This is a genomic window from Enterobacter sp. J49 (genome assembly GCF_002148625.1).
GTDB lineage: Bacteria > Pseudomonadota > Gammaproteobacteria > Enterobacterales > Enterobacteriaceae > Enterobacter > Enterobacter ludwigii.
Genome location: NZ_MWPY01000035.1, coordinates 228737 through 243374, shown reverse-complemented (window position 1 = coordinate 243374; position 14638 = coordinate 228737). Strand labels below are relative to the sequence as shown.

General features: G+C 56.5%; 16 protein-coding genes. 13 read left to right on the top strand and 3 right to left on the bottom strand.

Translation table 11 applies throughout. The features are described 5' to 3' along the window. Nucleotides 1-3 precede the first annotated feature (3 nt). Together bacA and folB are read right to left on the bottom strand one after the other, a co-directional pair. Nucleotides 4-825, bottom strand: a complete 822-nt coding sequence (gene bacA / locus BJP35_RS17405) for an undecaprenyl-diphosphate phosphatase (protein WP_014171656.1) — start codon at nucleotides 823-825, stop codon at nucleotides 4-6. Between the two features lie 107 nt (nucleotides 826-932). Further along, a complete protein-coding gene (gene folB, locus BJP35_RS17400) occupies nucleotides 933-1301 on the bottom strand; it encodes a bifunctional dihydroneopterin aldolase/7,8-dihydroneopterin epimerase (RefSeq protein WP_047743677.1) in 369 nt (122 codons plus the stop codon). Between the two features lie 107 nt (nucleotides 1302-1408). Between folB and plsY the strand changes: the two genes are divergently transcribed. The 10 genes from plsY (at nucleotide 1409) to ureG (ending at nucleotide 9196) form a co-directional block, all read left to right on the top strand. Further along, entirely contained in the window at nucleotides 1409-2023 is a 615-nt protein-coding gene (gene plsY / locus BJP35_RS17395; protein ID WP_049023326.1) for a glycerol-3-phosphate 1-O-acyltransferase PlsY, read from the top strand. Nucleotides 2024-2115: 92 nt separating this feature from the next. Further along, nucleotides 2116-3582, top strand: a complete 1467-nt coding sequence (locus BJP35_RS17390; protein ID WP_086463445.1) for an MFS transporter — start codon at nucleotides 2116-2118, stop codon at nucleotides 3580-3582. A 116-nt stretch (nucleotides 3583-3698) separates the two neighbouring features. Then, a complete protein-coding gene (locus BJP35_RS17385) occupies nucleotides 3699-4526 on the top strand; it encodes an urease accessory protein UreD (RefSeq protein WP_025203001.1) in 828 nt (275 codons plus the stop codon). Nucleotides 4527-4536: 10 nt separating this feature from the next. Next, nucleotides 4537-4839, top strand: coding sequence for an urease subunit gamma (locus BJP35_RS17380; RefSeq protein WP_003862556.1), 303 nt, complete (start codon nucleotides 4537-4539; stop codon nucleotides 4837-4839). 10 nt (nucleotides 4840-4849) lie between these two features. Continuing rightward, nucleotides 4850-5164 (top strand): urease subunit beta, encoded by a 315-nt coding sequence (locus BJP35_RS17375; RefSeq protein WP_086463444.1) that lies wholly within the window; start codon nucleotides 4850-4852, stop codon nucleotides 5162-5164. Next, nucleotides 5157-6860: an urease subunit alpha gene (gene ureC, locus BJP35_RS17370; protein ID WP_032680266.1), complete on the top strand. Its 1704-nt coding sequence runs from the start codon at nucleotides 5157-5159 to the stop codon at nucleotides 6858-6860. The genes BJP35_RS17375 and ureC overlap by 8 nt, the downstream gene beginning before the upstream one ends. A 9-nt stretch (nucleotides 6861-6869) precedes the next feature. Then, nucleotides 6870-7346, top strand: a complete 477-nt coding sequence (gene ureE / locus BJP35_RS17365; protein WP_047956114.1) for an urease accessory protein UreE — start codon at nucleotides 6870-6872, stop codon at nucleotides 7344-7346. Between the two features lie 9 nt (nucleotides 7347-7355). Then, nucleotides 7356-7895, top strand: coding sequence for a HupE/UreJ family protein (locus tag BJP35_RS17360; RefSeq protein WP_014171664.1), 540 nt, complete (start codon nucleotides 7356-7358; stop codon nucleotides 7893-7895). Next, nucleotides 7895-8569, top strand: a complete 675-nt coding sequence (locus BJP35_RS17355) for an urease accessory protein UreF (RefSeq protein ID WP_049023872.1) — start codon at nucleotides 7895-7897, stop codon at nucleotides 8567-8569. Before BJP35_RS17360 ends, BJP35_RS17355 begins: the two co-directional genes overlap by 1 nt. 9 nt (nucleotides 8570-8578) lie before the next feature. After that, nucleotides 8579-9196, top strand: a complete 618-nt coding sequence (gene ureG, locus BJP35_RS17350; RefSeq protein ID WP_014171666.1) for an urease accessory protein UreG — start codon at nucleotides 8579-8581, stop codon at nucleotides 9194-9196. Nucleotides 9197-9236: 40 nt separating this feature from the next. Here ureG and tsaD read toward each other — a convergent pair whose 3' ends face one another. Then, a complete protein-coding gene (gene tsaD / locus BJP35_RS17345; RefSeq protein ID WP_020883618.1) occupies nucleotides 9237-10250 on the bottom strand; it encodes a tRNA (adenosine(37)-N6)-threonylcarbamoyltransferase complex transferase subunit TsaD in 1014 nt (337 codons plus the stop codon). Between the two features lie 236 nt (nucleotides 10251-10486). On the opposite strand from tsaD, the gene rpsU reads away from it, so the two are divergent. The 3 genes from rpsU (at nucleotide 10487) to rpoD (ending at nucleotide 14560) form a co-directional block, all read left to right on the top strand. Further along, nucleotides 10487-10702: a 30S ribosomal protein S21 gene (gene rpsU, locus BJP35_RS17335; RefSeq protein WP_001144069.1), complete on the top strand. Its 216-nt coding sequence runs from the start codon at nucleotides 10487-10489 to the stop codon at nucleotides 10700-10702. A 114-nt stretch (nucleotides 10703-10816) separates the two neighbouring features. Further along, entirely contained in the window at nucleotides 10817-12562 is a 1746-nt protein-coding gene (gene dnaG, locus BJP35_RS17330) for a DNA primase (protein ID WP_047743686.1), read from the top strand. 150 nt (nucleotides 12563-12712) lie between these two features. After that, nucleotides 12713-14560, top strand: coding sequence for an RNA polymerase sigma factor RpoD (gene rpoD / locus BJP35_RS17320; RefSeq protein ID WP_020883616.1), 1848 nt, complete (start codon nucleotides 12713-12715; stop codon nucleotides 14558-14560). The last annotated feature ends 78 nt before the right edge of the window (nucleotides 14561-14638 follow it).

The window sequence follows — 14638 nt, the reverse complement described above, 5'->3', positions numbered from 1 at the left end:
CGGTCAGAAGAAGACCACGTAAACCGCAGCCGCCACGATAAAGCGATAGATCGCGAACGGAATAAACGAGATACGCTTAATCAACTGCAGGAAGGTTTTGATGGCGATCAGCGCCACGATAAAGGCAGTGACAAAGCCCACGGCGAACATCGGAATGTCACCCGTGGTGAGGAAGCCAATGCTTTTATAGACGTCGAGTGCGGTCGCGCCCATCATCATCGGCACCGCCAGCAGGAACGAGAACTCCGACGCAGCATAACGGCTAACGCCCATCAGCATCCCGCCAGAGATGGTCGCGCCTGAGCGTGAAAAGCCCGGCCACAGCGCCAGACACTGGAAACAACCGATGATAAACGCCTGACGGTAGGTCATGTCATCCAGACCTTCCGCGCGTGGCGTTTTCGGCTTCAGCAGTTCTGCCGCGATCAGCAGGAAACCGCCGACAACCAGCGCATACATGACGTTAATTGGGTTAAACAGCGATTTAATGGTGTCGTGGAAAACCAGGCCCAGAACCACTGCCGGAACCATGCCAAGCAGAATATGGATAAGCGTCAGGCGACCTTTGCTTTCACCCTCACGCTGAGGAAGACGGCCAAAGTGGATACCGATAAGCCCGAACAGACGACGCCAGAACATTACAACGACCGCCAGAATAGACCCCAACTGAATGACAACTTCAAACGTCTTTGCGGTATCGCCTTCAAAGCCCAGCAGATGGCCAACGATAATCATATGGCCCGTACTGGAAACCGGCAAAAACTCCGTCAATCCTTCGACCACACCCAGTATTGCCGCCACCAGCAGCGAGTGCATATCGCTCATCTATAAACCCCTAAAAAGATATAAAAAAAACGGTGTCCCACGCGGACAACCGTGAAAGATACAGCTTTAAGACCGGTATAACCTAAAATGGTTTAGCTATTATGACGTTAAATCTTCCCTTTCAGATTTGTGCCACGCTCAATGATCACGCCGACGTTAGCGGCACGCGCCACGGCGCCCGGTTTGCTCAACTTGATGCGTACCCACGGTGCGTTGAACTTGCTCAGCAGCAGCTCAGCCACCTCTTCTGCCACACGCTCCACCAGCGCAAAACGTTGCCCTTCGACGTGGCCCACGACCGTTTCACTGATATCGGCGTAGCTCAGACAGTCATTCACGTCGTCGCTTTTTGCTGACTTGAGGTTATCCCAGCCCATTTCGATATCGAACACGAGTTTCTGTTCAATGGTCTGTTCCCAGTCGTAAACACCAATAGTGGTGATTACCGAAAGTTGCTCTATAAATACAATATCCATCACGACCTGCCTGCTTTTTGGCTAAACCGGATACCACTTCCGGCGAATTATGCGTATTATCCACAGATGCTGAGAATACAGATACATTTTCAAAACGGAACAGCGTTATGAGTGCAATCGCGCCTGGAATGATCCTCCTCGCCTACCTTTGCGGCTCAATCTCCAGCGCCATTCTGGTCTGCCGCATTGCCGGGTTACCTGACCCGCGCGAAAGTGGTTCCGGGAATCCGGGGGCGACCAATGTACTACGAATTGGCGGCAAGGGAGCAGCCGTAGCGGTATTGATTTTTGATGTTCTGAAAGGAATGTTACCCGTCTGGGGAGCGTATGCGCTGGGCGTAACGCCGTTCTGGCTGGGGCTCATTGCTATCGCCGCCTGTGTCGGCCATATATGGCCTGTATTCTTTGGTTTTAAAGGCGGTAAAGGCGTGGCCACCGCCTTTGGTGCTATTGCCCCAATCGGCTGGGACTTAACCGGCGTGATGGCCGGCACCTGGCTACTGACCATTCTTCTGAGCGGTTACTCATCACTGGGCGCCATCGTCAGCGCGCTGATCGCGCCATTCTATGTCTGGTGGTTCAAACCGCAGTTTACCTTCCCGGTGTCGATGCTCTCCTGCCTCATCCTGCTGCGTCATCACGATAATATTCAGCGCCTGTGGCGTCGCCAGGAGACCAAAATCTGGTCGAAGCTCAGGAGAAAGAAAAAAGACGCCCCGTAAGGGGTTAGTTATGCCTTATAACCAAATGTGATTTTGGTCACCCTCTGCCTGTGGTAACTGTTAATGACACAACACAACCACACAAAAAGAAAATGGCAGACATTACAGACACAACTCCCCTTTCAACGGCAGGACATTCGCCTGATGGCGACATCAAGTGGGTACGTAACGCCTCTGACGTTTCACGTCTGGTCAACGACGTTTCTCAGGGTCGGGCCAACGCCCGCATCGTAGTCGGTATCGCGCTGGGCGGTATTTTCCTCGATGCGTACGACCTTGGTGCGCTGGCGTTCGGCATCAAAGACATCACCCGCGAATTTAATCTCACCCCTGCCGGTACCGGCATGGTGGCCTCGGCCATTACCTTTGGTGCGATTGTCGGGGCGCTACTGGGTGGCTATCTCACGGACAAGATCGGACGCTACCGCGTCTTTATGGCCGACATGCTGTTCTTCGTGGTAGCGGCCATCGCCTGTGCACTGGCACCCAACGAATATGCGCTGGCGGGCGCACGCTTTGTGATGGGCCTCGGCGTGGGGATCGATCTGCCGGTGGCGATGGCGTTTCTTAGCGAGTTCGCCAGGCTCAAAGGCCCCGGAAACAAGGCCTCCAGCGTGGCAATGTGGTGCCCAACCTGGTATGCCGCAATCAGCATCTCTTACCTGTTGGTGTTATTCTTCTACGCCGTACTGCCAGAAAGTCACAGCGACTGGCTGTGGCGCTTAATCCTGGGGTTTGGCGCGGTGCCTGCGCTGATGATTATCGCCATTCGTAGCCGCTACATGAGCGAGTCCCCGGTCTGGGCGGCGAATCAGGGCAACCTGAAAGAGGCGGCCGCTATCTTGCGGCAATCGTATAACATCAACGCCCACGTGCCGCAGGATGCGCTTAACCAACCGGCACCGGTGGTCAACAAGGCGAAGTGGGCAAATTATCTGAACCTGTTCCGTGGCGTCTATCTGCGACGTACCACGCTCGCTACCCTGCTCTCGGTGGTGTCGTCTTTCGCCTATAACGCCGTCGCATTTGGTCTGCCGGTCATTATCTCCAGCTTCTTTGTGCAGTCGATGCTGACCACTATTCTGATCTCGCTGGTGCTAAACCTGCTGTTTGCCTTCGTCGGCGGATTGCTGGCAGTGCGCTATGTTCCGCGTTTCGGCGCGTGGCGGATGTCGCTGGCGGGCTACGCCTGTCAGCTTATTGCTCTGCTGGGGCTGGCGCTGACTGGTCGTCCGGAAGGCGTATCGGAAGGCGTTATCGCCGTCGCGATGCTGGCGCTGTTCCTGTTCGGTCAGGGATTTGGGCCCGGTGCCCATACCATGACGTTTGCGTCCCTGAGCTATCCCACCTCTCTGCGCGGCGTGGGCGTGGGCCTTAACCAGACGCTGATGCGCAGCAGTTCTACGCTCTCGCTGTTTCTGTTCCCTCTGCTGGTGGCCTCTCTTGATACCGCCGTGTTCTGGGTGATCGCCCTGGCACCGTTTATCGGGCTGGCTTCGCTGCTGGCGATCCGCTGGGAGCCGTCCGGCTATGATGTGGATGCAGAGGATTATCGATAACCTTCTCAACCGGCTCCTTGAGCCGGTTTTTTTATCCATAAGCGACTCATATGACAGCCTTCATTTCTGCCAGGGCATACTGAAACGTCTCCCGATGATGAGCAGATGGATGCAGCATGTTAGCAGCTCAGGTCACTGATAATTCTTACAAAGGCTGGCAGGCATCGCTTGCCCTGCAGTTTTGTTACACCCCTGAGAAAACCCTCCTGCACGCTGCTCATCACATCGGGCCCCTCACCGTACAGCGACCTTTTTATCCCGAAGGCGACACCTGTCACCTGTATTTACTGCACCCGCCAGGCGGGATAGTCGGCGGCGATACGCTGGATATTTCGGTGCATCTGGACGCGAAAAGCCATGCGCTGATCACCATGCCCGGCGCGAGCAAGTTCTATCGCAGCAGCGGCCCGCAGGCCTGTCTCAATCAGCACTTCTGGCTCGGTGATGAGGCTACGCTGGAGTGGCTGCCGCAGGACACCATTATCTTTCCCGGTGCGAATGCCGCCCTGCGTTCCGTTTTTCATCTGAAGGCCTCCAGTACGCTGCTGGCGTGGGAGCTGTACTGTCTGGGTCGCCCGGTGATCGGCGAAACCTTCAGCCACGGCACGCTGGAAAGCCGCCTTGAGATCTGGGTCGACGATGAGCCACGGCTGATTGAACGTCAGCACCTCAGCAATGGCGATCTCACGCCCGTTGCAGGTCTCCCGTGGGTCGGCACGCTGCTGTTCTTTCCGGCCAGGGAAGCGCACCTCGAAACGGTGCGCGAACTGCTGACGCCGCTGAGCCATTTTGCCGGGGCAACGCTCACAGACGATCTGCTGTCGGTGCGTTTTCTCTCCCACGACAACCTGATTTGCCAGCGGGTGATGCGCGATATCTGGCAGTCGCTTCGCCCGCTTTTAACCCCCAAAACCGCCTGTTCGCCGCGTATCTGGCAGACATAAGAGAAACGTTATGGAACTGACCCCCAGAGAAAAAGACAAGCTGTTGCTGTTTACCGCTGCGCTGGTTGCCGAACGCCGCCTTGCGCGCGGGGTAAAACTGAATTACCCGGAATCAGTCGCGCTGATCAGCGCGTTTATTATGGAAGGCGCCCGCGATGGCGAAACCGTCGCCTCACTGATGGAAGCGGGCCGTCACGTCCTGACGCGCGACCAGGTGATGGAAGGCGTACCGGAGATGATCCCCGACATTCAGGTGGAAGCGACGTTCCCAGACGGATCAAAGCTCGTCACCGTCCATAACCCGATCGTATAAGGAGCGCGTGATGATCCCAGGCGAATACCAGATCCAATACGGAAACATTGCGATCAACGTTGGGCGAGACACGCAAAACGTGATCGTCGAAAACCATGGCGACAGGCCGATCCAGGTGGGATCGCACTACCACTTTTATGAGATTAACCCGGCGCTGAAATTCGACCGGGAAGCCACCAAAGGCTATCGGCTGAATATTCCGGCAGGCACCGCCGTGCGTTTCGAACCCGGACAGAAGCGCGAGGTGACGCTGGTTCAGGTCAGCGGCGCGCAGCGTATTTTCGGCTTTCGCGGCGAGGTGATGGGAGAGGTGAAAAATGGCTGAAATTTCACGCCAGGCCTACGCCGATATGTTCGGCCCCACCACTGGCGATAAAGTGCGTCTGGCCGACAGCGAGCTGTGGATAGAAGTGGAAAACGATCTCACCGTCTACGGCGAAGAGGTCAAATTCGGCGGCGGAAAGGTGATCCGCGACGGTATGGGCCAGGGGCAGATGACATCCGACGGCTGCGTGGATCTGGTGCTGACCAACGCGCTGATTATCGATCACTGGGGGATCGTTAAAGCCGATATTGGCGTAAAAAACGGACGGATCTTTGCCGTGGGTAAAGCCGGCAACCCGGATATACAGCCCGGGGTCACGATCCCGATTGGCGCAGCGACAGAAGTGATCGCCGCCGAAGGGAAAATTGTCACCGCCGGCGGGATCGACACGCACATCCACTGGATCTGCCCGCAGCAGGCGGAAGAGGCGCTGGTCTCTGGCGTCACCACCATGATTGGTGGGGGCACGGGCCCAGCGGCAGGCACCAACGCCACGACCTGTACGCCAGGGCCCTGGTATATCGCGCGGATGTTGCAGGCGGCCGATACACTCCCGGTGAATATCGGCCTGCTTGGCAAAGGTAACGGTTCCAACCCTGATGCCCTGCGCGAGCAGATCGCAGCGGGTGCCATCGGGCTGAAGATCCACGAAGACTGGGGCGCGACGCCTGCCGCCATCAACTGCTCACTGGCGGTGGCGGAGGAGATGGATATTCAGGTGGCGCTGCACAGCGACACGCTGAACGAATCCGGGTTTGTTGAGGACACGCTGGCGGCTATCGGCGGACGGACCATTCACACCTTCCATACGGAAGGGGCAGGCGGCGGACATGCACCGGATATTATTACCGCCTGCGCGCACCCGAATATTCTGCCCTCCTCTACTAACCCGACGCTGCCCTACACGGTGAATACCATCGACGAGCATCTCGACATGCTGATGGTGTGTCACCACCTCGACCCGGATATCGCCGAGGACGTGGCCTTTGCTGAATCACGCATTCGCCGGGAGACCATCGCTGCGGAAGATGTCCTTCACGATATCGGAGCCTTCTCGCTGACCTCGTCCGATTCCCAGGCAATGGGTCGCGTCGGCGAAGTGATTATTCGTACCTGGCAGGTGGCGCACCGTATGAAGGTTCAGCGCGGCGCACTGCCGGAAGAGACCGGGAACAACGATAACTACCGCGTGAAACGCTATATCGCCAAATACACCATTAACCCGGCGCTAACCCACGGGATTGCCCATGAAGTGGGCTCGATTGAGGCCGGGAAACTGGCGGATTTAGTGGTCTGGCCCCCCGCGTTCTTTGGCGTCAAACCCGCCACCATTGTGAAAGGCGGGATGATCGCCTGCGCGCCGATGGGGGATATCAACGCCTCTATCCCAACGCCGCAACCGGTCCATTACCGTCCGATGTTTGGCTCGCTGGGTGCCGCACGCCATGCGACACGGCTGACGTTTGTCTCCCAGGCTGCCGATGCGAAGGGCATTTCGCACCAGCTCAGCCTGCAGAGCGGCATAGCCGTCGTAAAAGGCTGCCGCACGGTGAAAAAGGCCGACATGATCCACAACAGCCTGCAGCCCAACATCACCGTTGATGCACAAACTTACGAGGTTCGCGTTGATGGCGAGCTCATTACCAGCGAGCCGGCAGACGTTCTGCCGATGGCCCAACGCTATTTCCTGTTTTAAGGAGTGACGATGATCTACCTGACCCAACGCCTTGACCATGCCCATCCGATAACCGCCAGCGTCACGCTGCCGATTGATGTCCGGGTAAAAAGCCGTGCCCGCGTGACGCTGAATGACGGTCGCGAAGCCGGGCTGATGCTGCCGCGCGGCCTGCTGCTGCGCGGGGGAGATCTGCTGACCACTGACGACGGCAGCGAGGTGATCGAGGTGATCGCCGCGCCGGAATCGGTCTCCGTGGTGCGCTGCGACGATCCGTTCCTGCTCGCCCGCGCCTGCTACCACCTCGGCAACCGCCACGTGCCGCTGCAGATCATGCCCGGCGAGCTGCGCTATCACCACGATCATGTGCTCGATGACATGCTGCGCCAGTTCGGGCTCGAGGTGACATTTGCCACCCTCCCGTTTGAACCGGAAGCAGGGGCGTATACCAGCGATGCCCACAGCCATAGTCATAGCCATAGTCACTCTCACGCTCATTCACATTAAGGATTCATCATGCGTACGTTTTTACCTCTGCTACTGCTGGCCTTTTCTCTTCCTGCCCTGGCGCATCCCGGACACGGCACAGACAGCTTTCAGGCCGGTTTTTTCCATCCGCTGACGGGTCTTGATCATCTGCTGATGCTAACCGGTGCGGGCGTACTTTCGGCCCTGAGCGGGCGCAAGCTGCTGCTGCCCCTTGCCACTCTCAGCATGATGCTGGCCGGTGCCGTTGCAGGCAGCCTGCTTGGCGGCTTTAGCGGCATGGAAATGCTGATTATCGCCTCGCTGGCGGTCTGCGGCGCGATGATGTTTAAAACCGAAAATCGCCTGCTGTTGGCCGTGCCGGCGCTGGCAATGTTCCACGGCTGGGCGCACGGGGTAGAGATGTCTGGCCACAACTTCTGGCTCTTCACCAGCGGCTTTATGTTTGCCAGTGCCACGGTGCTGTGCGCCAGCTTCGCCGCCGGGTTGCTGTTGCGCCGTCACGACGGGTTACGTAAAACCTTTGGTGGCGGGCTGATTGTCTCTGCGCTGCTGGCGCTGATGGGCTGATGGAGCACGTCCGCCAGCGGCTGCGCCTGATGCAGCTCTCCAGCAGCAGCCTTCCGGTCGGGTCATTCACCTGGTCGCAGGGGCTGGAGTGGGCCGTAGAAGCAGGCTGGGTCCCCGATGCTGAGGCGTTCAAAAACTGGCAGATCCTGCAGATGGAGCAGAGCTTTTTCTGTGTCGATCTGCCGCTGTTTTCCCGACTTTATCAGGCGTGCGAGCAAAACGATTTGGCGACGGCAACACGCTGGACGGCTTACCTTCTCGCCTGCCGGGAAACGCGTGAACTGCGTGAAGAGGAACGCAACCGCGGGGCGGCCTTTACGCGCCTGCTCAAAAGCTGGGAGCCAGACTGTCCGGCAGAGTGGCGGACGCTGTTTATGCAAAGCCAGCTCAGCGGCATGGCGTGGCTCGGAGTACGCTGGGGCATTAGCGCCCATGAGCTGGCCCTGAGCCTGGGCTACAGCTGGATTGAGAGCGCGGTCATGGCGGGCGTCAAGCTGGTGCCGTTCGGGCAACAGGCGGCGCAGCAGCTGATTATCGACCTGAGCGACCACTTTGCTGCCGGGCTTGAACCGGCATTTTTGCGTGGCGACGACGCGCTGGGTGCGGCAACGCCGCTGTCGGCCATCGCCTCTGCGCGCCACGAAACACAATATTCACGATTATTCCGTTCCTGAGGAGACAACATGGCTGATTACAAACATCCCCTGCGCGTGGGCGTGGGCGGCCCGGTGGGGTCGGGCAAAACCGCGTTACTGGAAGCACTCTGCAAAGCAATGCGCGACACCTATCACCTGGCAGTGGTGACCAACGATATCTACACCAAAGAGGACCAGCGCATTCTCACCGAAGCGGGTGCCCTTGAGCCAGAGCGCATCGTGGGCGTGGAGACGGGCGGCTGCCCGCATACCGCAATCCGCGAAGATGCCTCAATGAACCTGGCGGCAGTGGAAGCGTTAAGCGAAAAGTTCGGCAATCTGGACCTGATCTTCGTTGAAAGCGGCGGTGACAACCTGAGCGCCACCTTCAGCCCGGAGCTGGCTGACCTGACGATCTATGTGATTGACGTCGCTGAAGGGGAGAAGATCCCGCGTAAGGGCGGCCCAGGGATAACCAAATCCGATTTTCTGGTGATCAACAAAACCGACCTGGCACCCTATGTGGGGGCCTCACTGGAGGTGATGGAGCGTGACACCAACCGCATGCGCGGCGAGCGCCCGTGGACCTTCACCAATCTGAAGGCGGGCGACGGACTGGCGACGATCGTGACATTTCTGGAAGAGAAAGGGATGTTGCGGGTGTAACCGTATAAATCCCCTCTCCCTGGCGGGAGAGGGTCAGACATTACGCCTCCGGCAACTCCGCCAGCGGCCAGCGTGGACGTACAGAGACGCTCAGATCGGCGGTCGCGCCAGCGTTCAGACGTACCATACCCGCGTAGGCGATCATCGCCCCGTTATCGGTACAGAATTCCGGACGGGCATAAAATACTTCCCCACCACGCTTTTGCATCATCTGCGCGAGTTTTGCACGCAGCGTGCGGTTGGCGCTGACGCCCCCGGCCATCACCAGACGCTTAAAGCCGGTCTTTTCCAGGGCGCGTTTGCATTTGATCATCAGGGTATCGACCACCGCATCTTCGAACGCACGGGCGATATCAGCACGGGTCTGCTCGCTATCGTCGTTATTGCGAATGGTATTGGCCGCGAAGGTTTTCAGACCGGAAAAGCTGAAATCCAGCCCTGGACGGTCAGTCATCGGACGCGGGAAGACGAAACGCCCTTCCGTGCCCTGCGATGCCATTTTCGAGAGCATCGGACCGCCAGGATAATCCAGACCCAGCAGTTTGGCCGTTTTGTCGAAGGCCTCACCGGCTGCGTCGTCAATGGACTCGCCGAGCAGCTCATACTTGCCAATCCCCGTTACGCTAATCAGCTGGGTATGGCCACCTGAAACCAGCAGCGCCACAAAAGGAAACGCAGGCGGATTATCTTCCAGCATCGGCGCCAGAAGATGCCCTTCCATATGGTGAACCGGAATGGCCGGCACATCCCACGCGAATGCCAGCGAACGGCCCACCGTTGCGCCGACCAGCAGCGCACCCACCAGGCCTGGGCCTGCGGTATACGCTACAGCATCAATATCAGTAGAGCTCAACCCGGCTTCTTTCAGCGCCGCCTGAATCAGGGGAACCGTTTTACGCACGTGGTCACGAGAAGCCAGTTCAGGCACGACGCCGCCGTAGTCAGCGTGTAATTTCACCTGACTATACAGTTGGTTGGCAAGAAGCCCTTTTTCGTCGTCGTAAATGGCGATGCCGGTCTCATCGCAGGATGTTTCAATACCCAGTACACGCATGACTTGTTTTACCTCGTTTCAATACCGCGCAGTGTAGGGCCAATGCGGATTGATGTAAAACTTTGTTCGCCCCAGGAAGAAGCCTCGTGTATACTCCTCACCCTTATTAAAGTCCCTTTCAAAAACGCGTCGGTGCTTTACAAAGCAGCAGCATTTGCAGTAAAATTCCGCACCATTTTGAAATAAGCTGGCGTTGATGCCAGCGGCAAACCGAATTTATCAAAGGTGAGAGTTACATGCCGGTAATTAAAGTACGTGAAAACGAGCCGTTCGACGTTGCACTGCGTCGCTTCAAACGTTCATGCGAGAAAGCAGGTGTTCTGGCTGAAGTTCGTCGTCGTGAGTTCTATGAAAAACCAACGACCGAACGTAAGCGCGCTAAAGCTTCTGCTGTGAAACGTCACGCGAAGAAACTGGCTCGCGAAAACGCACGCCGTACTCGTCTGTACTAATCAATTGAGGGCCTCAGCCCTCAATGACAGACAGAGTTGTAGTCGTAAGGCCGTGCTTCCGGAAGGAATGCGCGGCTTGTTTTCGTTTATGAGTTACTAAAATTTTTGGGGCATATGGCCGGACGAATCCCACGCGTATTCATCAATGACCTGCTAGCCAGAACCGACATCGTCGATCTCATCGACGCGCGGGTAAAGCTGAAAAAGCAGGGCAAGAACTATCATGCGTGCTGTCCTTTCCATAACGAAAAAACCCCCTCCTTCACCGTAAACGGTGAAAAGCAGTTTTACCATTGCTTCGGCTGTGGTGCTCACGGTAATGCTGTCGATTTTTTAATGAACTACGACAAGCTCGAGTTCGTTGAAACCGTCGAAGAACTGGCGGCGATGCACAACCTTGAAGTGCCGTATGAAGCAGGCAGTGGACCAAGCCAGATCGAGCGCCATCAACGGCAGACGCTGTACCAACTGATGGATGGTCTGAACTCGTTTTATCAACAGTCTCTTAAGCACGCTGCTGCTGAGCCTGCGCGTCAGTACCTGACAGCGCGCGGACTGAGTGACGATGTGATTGCGCGTTTCGCTATTGGTTACGCCCCGCCCGGCTGGGACAACGTGTTAAAGCGTTTTGGCGGCAATAGCGAAGATCGTAAGTCTCTTATCGATGCCGGCATGCTGGTCACCAATGACCAGGGACGAAGCTACGACCGCTTCCGCGAACGGGTGATGTTCCCGATCCGCGACAAGCGTGGCCGGGTGATTGGTTTTGGTGGTCGCGTGCTGGGTGATGCCCTGCCGAAGTACCTCAACTCCCCGGAGACCGATATTTTTCATAAAGGCCGCCAGCTTTACGGTCTTTATGAGGCGCTGAATGATAACGCGGAACCTCCGCGCCTTCTGGTCGTCGAAGGCTATATGGATGTCGTCGCGCTGGCGCAGTATGACATCAACTATGCGGTTGCATCTCTGGGCACCTCGACCACAGCCGATCACATTCAGCTGCTGTACAGGGTGACTAACAATGTCATCTGCTGTTACGACGGTGACCGTGCAGGGCGCGACGCCGCCTGGCGTGCGCTGGAAACCGCACTGCCTTATATGACCGACGGGCGTCAGTTACGCTTTATGTTCCTGCCCGACGGTGAAGACCCGGATACGCTGGTGCGTAAAGAGGGCAAAGCGGCGTTTGAAGCGCGGATGGAGCAGGCTCAGCCGCTCTCCACGTTTTTGTTTAACAGCCTGATGCCGCAGGTCGATTTGAGTACCCCTGACGGGCGCGCGCAGCTCAGCACGCTGGCGCTGCCGTTAATCAGTCAGGTGCCCGGCGAAACGCTGCGCATCTATCTGCGTCAGGAGCTAGGCAACAAGCTCGGCATTCTGGATGACAGTCAGCTTGAACGTTTAATGCCTAAACAGTCTGAAAACGGTGCGGTTCGTCCCGCGCCTCAGCTAAAACGCACAACCATGCGTATACTGATAGGGTTACTGGTTCAAAACCCCGAACTTGCTCCGCAAGTGCCATCGCTGGCGGGTTTGAACCACGAAAAATTGCCCGGGCTTGGCTTATTTTCAGAATTGGTCAACACTTGTTTGTCTCAGCCAGGTCTGACCACCGGACAACTTTTAGAACATTATCGCGGCACAAAAGAGGCTGCTACCCTTGAAAAACTGTCGATGTGGGACGATATAGCAGATAAGGACATTGCAGAAAAAACGTTCACCGACTCACTCAACCATATGTTTGATTCGATGCTTGAGCTGCGCCAGGAAGAGTTGATAGCTCGCGAGCGCACACACGGCTTAAGCAGCGAAGAACGCCGGGAACTCTGGATGCTGAACCAGGAGCTGGCAAAAAAATGAATTCAACGGCTTAAGTGCCGAATATCGATCGGGAAGCCCCCGGCAGCCGCACTGAGAGGCAGCGGCACAAATATAAGTACGCCCTCGCTTTAAAGGTTGGCAGCCCCATCGCCGACACCAATCAAACGAATTAAGTGTGGATACCGTCTTATGGAGCAAAACCCGCAGTCACAGCTGAAACTTCTTGTCCAACGCGGTAAGGAGCAAGGCTATCTGACCTATGCCGAGGTCAATGACCATCTGCCGGAAGATATCGTCGATTCAGATCAAATCGAAGACATCATCCAAATGATCAATGACATGGGTATTCAGGTGATGGAAGAAGCACCTGATGCCGATGATCTGTTGCTGGCTGAAACCTCCAACAACACTGACGAAGATGCGGAAGAAGCTGCTGCACAGGTCCTGTCCAGCGTGGAATCTGAAATCGGGCGTACCACTGACCCGGTCCGCATGTACATGCGCGAAATGGGTACCGTTGAACTGTTGACCCGCGAAGGCGAAATTGACATCGCGAAACGCATCGAAGACGGGATCAACCAGGTTCAGTGCTCTGTTGCCGAATACCCTGAAGCGATCACCTATCTGCTGGAGCAGTACGATCGTGTTGAAGCGGAAGAAGCGCGCCTGTCTGACCTGATCACCGGTTTTGTCGACCCGAACGCTGAAGAAGATATGGCACCGACCGCCACTCACGTGGGTTCTGAACTGTCTCAGGAAGAGATGGATGATGACGAAGACGAAGATGAGGAAGATGCCGACGACGACACCGCCGATGATGACAACAGCATCGACCCGGAACTGGCGCGCGAGAAGTTTGCTGAGCTGCGTACCCAGTACGAAGTCACGCGTGACACCATCAAAGCAAAAGGTCGCAGCCACGCAGCCGCACAGGAAGAGATCCTGAAACTGTCTGAAGTCTTCAAACAGTTCCGTCTGGTGCCTAAACAGTTCGACTACCTGGTTAACAGCATGCGCGTGATGATGGATCGCGTACGTACCCAGGAACGCATCATCATGAAACTGTGCGTTGAGCAGTGCAAAATGCCGAAGAAGAACTTCATCACCCTCTTCACCGGCAACGAAACCAGCGAAACCTGGTTCAACGCGGCTATCGCGATGAACAAGCCGTGGTCTGAAAAACTGCATGACGTGAAAGAAGACGTGTTCCGCGGCCTGCAGAAACTGCATCAGATTGAAGAAGAGACCGGCCTGACCATTGAGCAGGTTAAAGACATCAACCGTCGTATGTCCATCGGTGAAGCGAAAGCCCGCCGTGCGAAGAAAGAGATGGTTGAAGCGAACCTGCGTCTGGTTATCTCTATCGCCAAGAAGTACACCAACCGTGGCCTGCAGTTCCTGGATCTGATTCAGGAAGGCAACATCGGTCTGATGAAAGCGGTTGATAAGTTTGAATACCGTCGTGGTTATAAGTTCTCCACCTATGCTACCTGGTGGATCCGTCAGGCTATCACCCGCTCTATCGCGGATCAGGCGCGCACCATCCGTATTCCGGTGCATATGATTGAGACCATCAACAAGCTCAACCGTATCTCCCGCCAGATGCTGCAGGAGATGGGCCGCGAGCCAACGCCGGAAGAGCTGGCTGAGCGCATGCTGATGCCGGAAGACAAGATCCGTAAAGTGCTGAAGATCGCCAAAGAGCCAATCTCCATGGAAACACCAATCGGTGATGATGAAGATTCGCATCTGGGTGATTTCATTGAGGATACCACCCTCGAGCTGCCGCTGGACTCTGCGACGACCGAGAGCCTGCGTGCTGCAACACACGACGTTCTGGCTGGCCTGACCGCCCGTGAAGCAAAAGTGCTGCGTATGCGTTTCGGTATCGATATGAACACCGACCACACGCTGGAAGAAGTGGGTAAACAGTTCGACGTTACCCGCGAACGTATCCGTCAGATTGAAGCGAAGGCGCTGCGTAAACTGCGCCATCCAAGCCGCTCTGAAGTACTGCGTAGCTTCCTGGACGATTAATCGATCCTGTCAGTGAAAAAGCTCCCTTTTGGGAGCTTTTTTTTTGCATTTTCTCCGCCCCTCAGGGACAAGGAAACA

Excerpts from the sequence above, each read along its gene's own strand:
- BJP35_RS17375 (WP_086463444.1), top strand. The coding sequence starts at position 4,850 with ATGATCCCAGGCGAATACCAGATCCAATACGGAAACATTGCGATCAAC.
- rpoD (WP_020883616.1), top strand. The coding sequence starts at position 12,713 with ATGGAGCAAAACCCGCAGTCACAGCTGAAACTTCTTGTCCAACGCGGT.
- BJP35_RS17385 (WP_025203001.1), top strand. The coding sequence starts at position 3,699 with ATGTTAGCAGCTCAGGTCACTGATAATTCTTACAAAGGCTGGCAGGCA.
- plsY (WP_049023326.1), top strand. The coding sequence starts at position 1,409 with ATGAGTGCAATCGCGCCTGGAATGATCCTCCTCGCCTACCTTTGCGGC.
- ureE (WP_047956114.1), top strand. The coding sequence starts at position 6,870 with ATGATCTACCTGACCCAACGCCTTGACCATGCCCATCCGATAACCGCC.
- BJP35_RS17380 (WP_003862556.1), top strand. The coding sequence starts at position 4,537 with ATGGAACTGACCCCCAGAGAAAAAGACAAGCTGTTGCTGTTTACCGCT.
- ureG (WP_014171666.1), top strand. The coding sequence starts at position 8,579 with ATGGCTGATTACAAACATCCCCTGCGCGTGGGCGTGGGCGGCCCGGTG.
- BJP35_RS17360 (WP_014171664.1), top strand. The coding sequence starts at position 7,356 with ATGCGTACGTTTTTACCTCTGCTACTGCTGGCCTTTTCTCTTCCTGCC.
- folB (WP_047743677.1), bottom strand. The coding sequence starts at position 1,301 with ATGGATATTGTATTTATAGAGCAACTTTCGGTAATCACCACTATTGGT.
- dnaG (WP_047743686.1), top strand. The coding sequence starts at position 10,817 with ATGGCCGGACGAATCCCACGCGTATTCATCAATGACCTGCTAGCCAGA.
- bacA (WP_014171656.1), bottom strand. The coding sequence starts at position 825 with ATGAGCGATATGCACTCGCTGCTGGTGGCGGCAATACTGGGTGTGGTC.
- BJP35_RS17355 (WP_049023872.1), top strand. The coding sequence starts at position 7,895 with ATGGAGCACGTCCGCCAGCGGCTGCGCCTGATGCAGCTCTCCAGCAGC.
- rpsU (WP_001144069.1), top strand. The coding sequence starts at position 10,487 with ATGCCGGTAATTAAAGTACGTGAAAACGAGCCGTTCGACGTTGCACTG.
- ureC (WP_032680266.1), top strand. The coding sequence starts at position 5,157 with ATGGCTGAAATTTCACGCCAGGCCTACGCCGATATGTTCGGCCCCACC.
- tsaD (WP_020883618.1), bottom strand. The coding sequence starts at position 10,250 with ATGCGTGTACTGGGTATTGAAACATCCTGCGATGAGACCGGCATCGCC.
- BJP35_RS17390 (WP_086463445.1), top strand. The coding sequence starts at position 2,116 with ATGGCAGACATTACAGACACAACTCCCCTTTCAACGGCAGGACATTCG.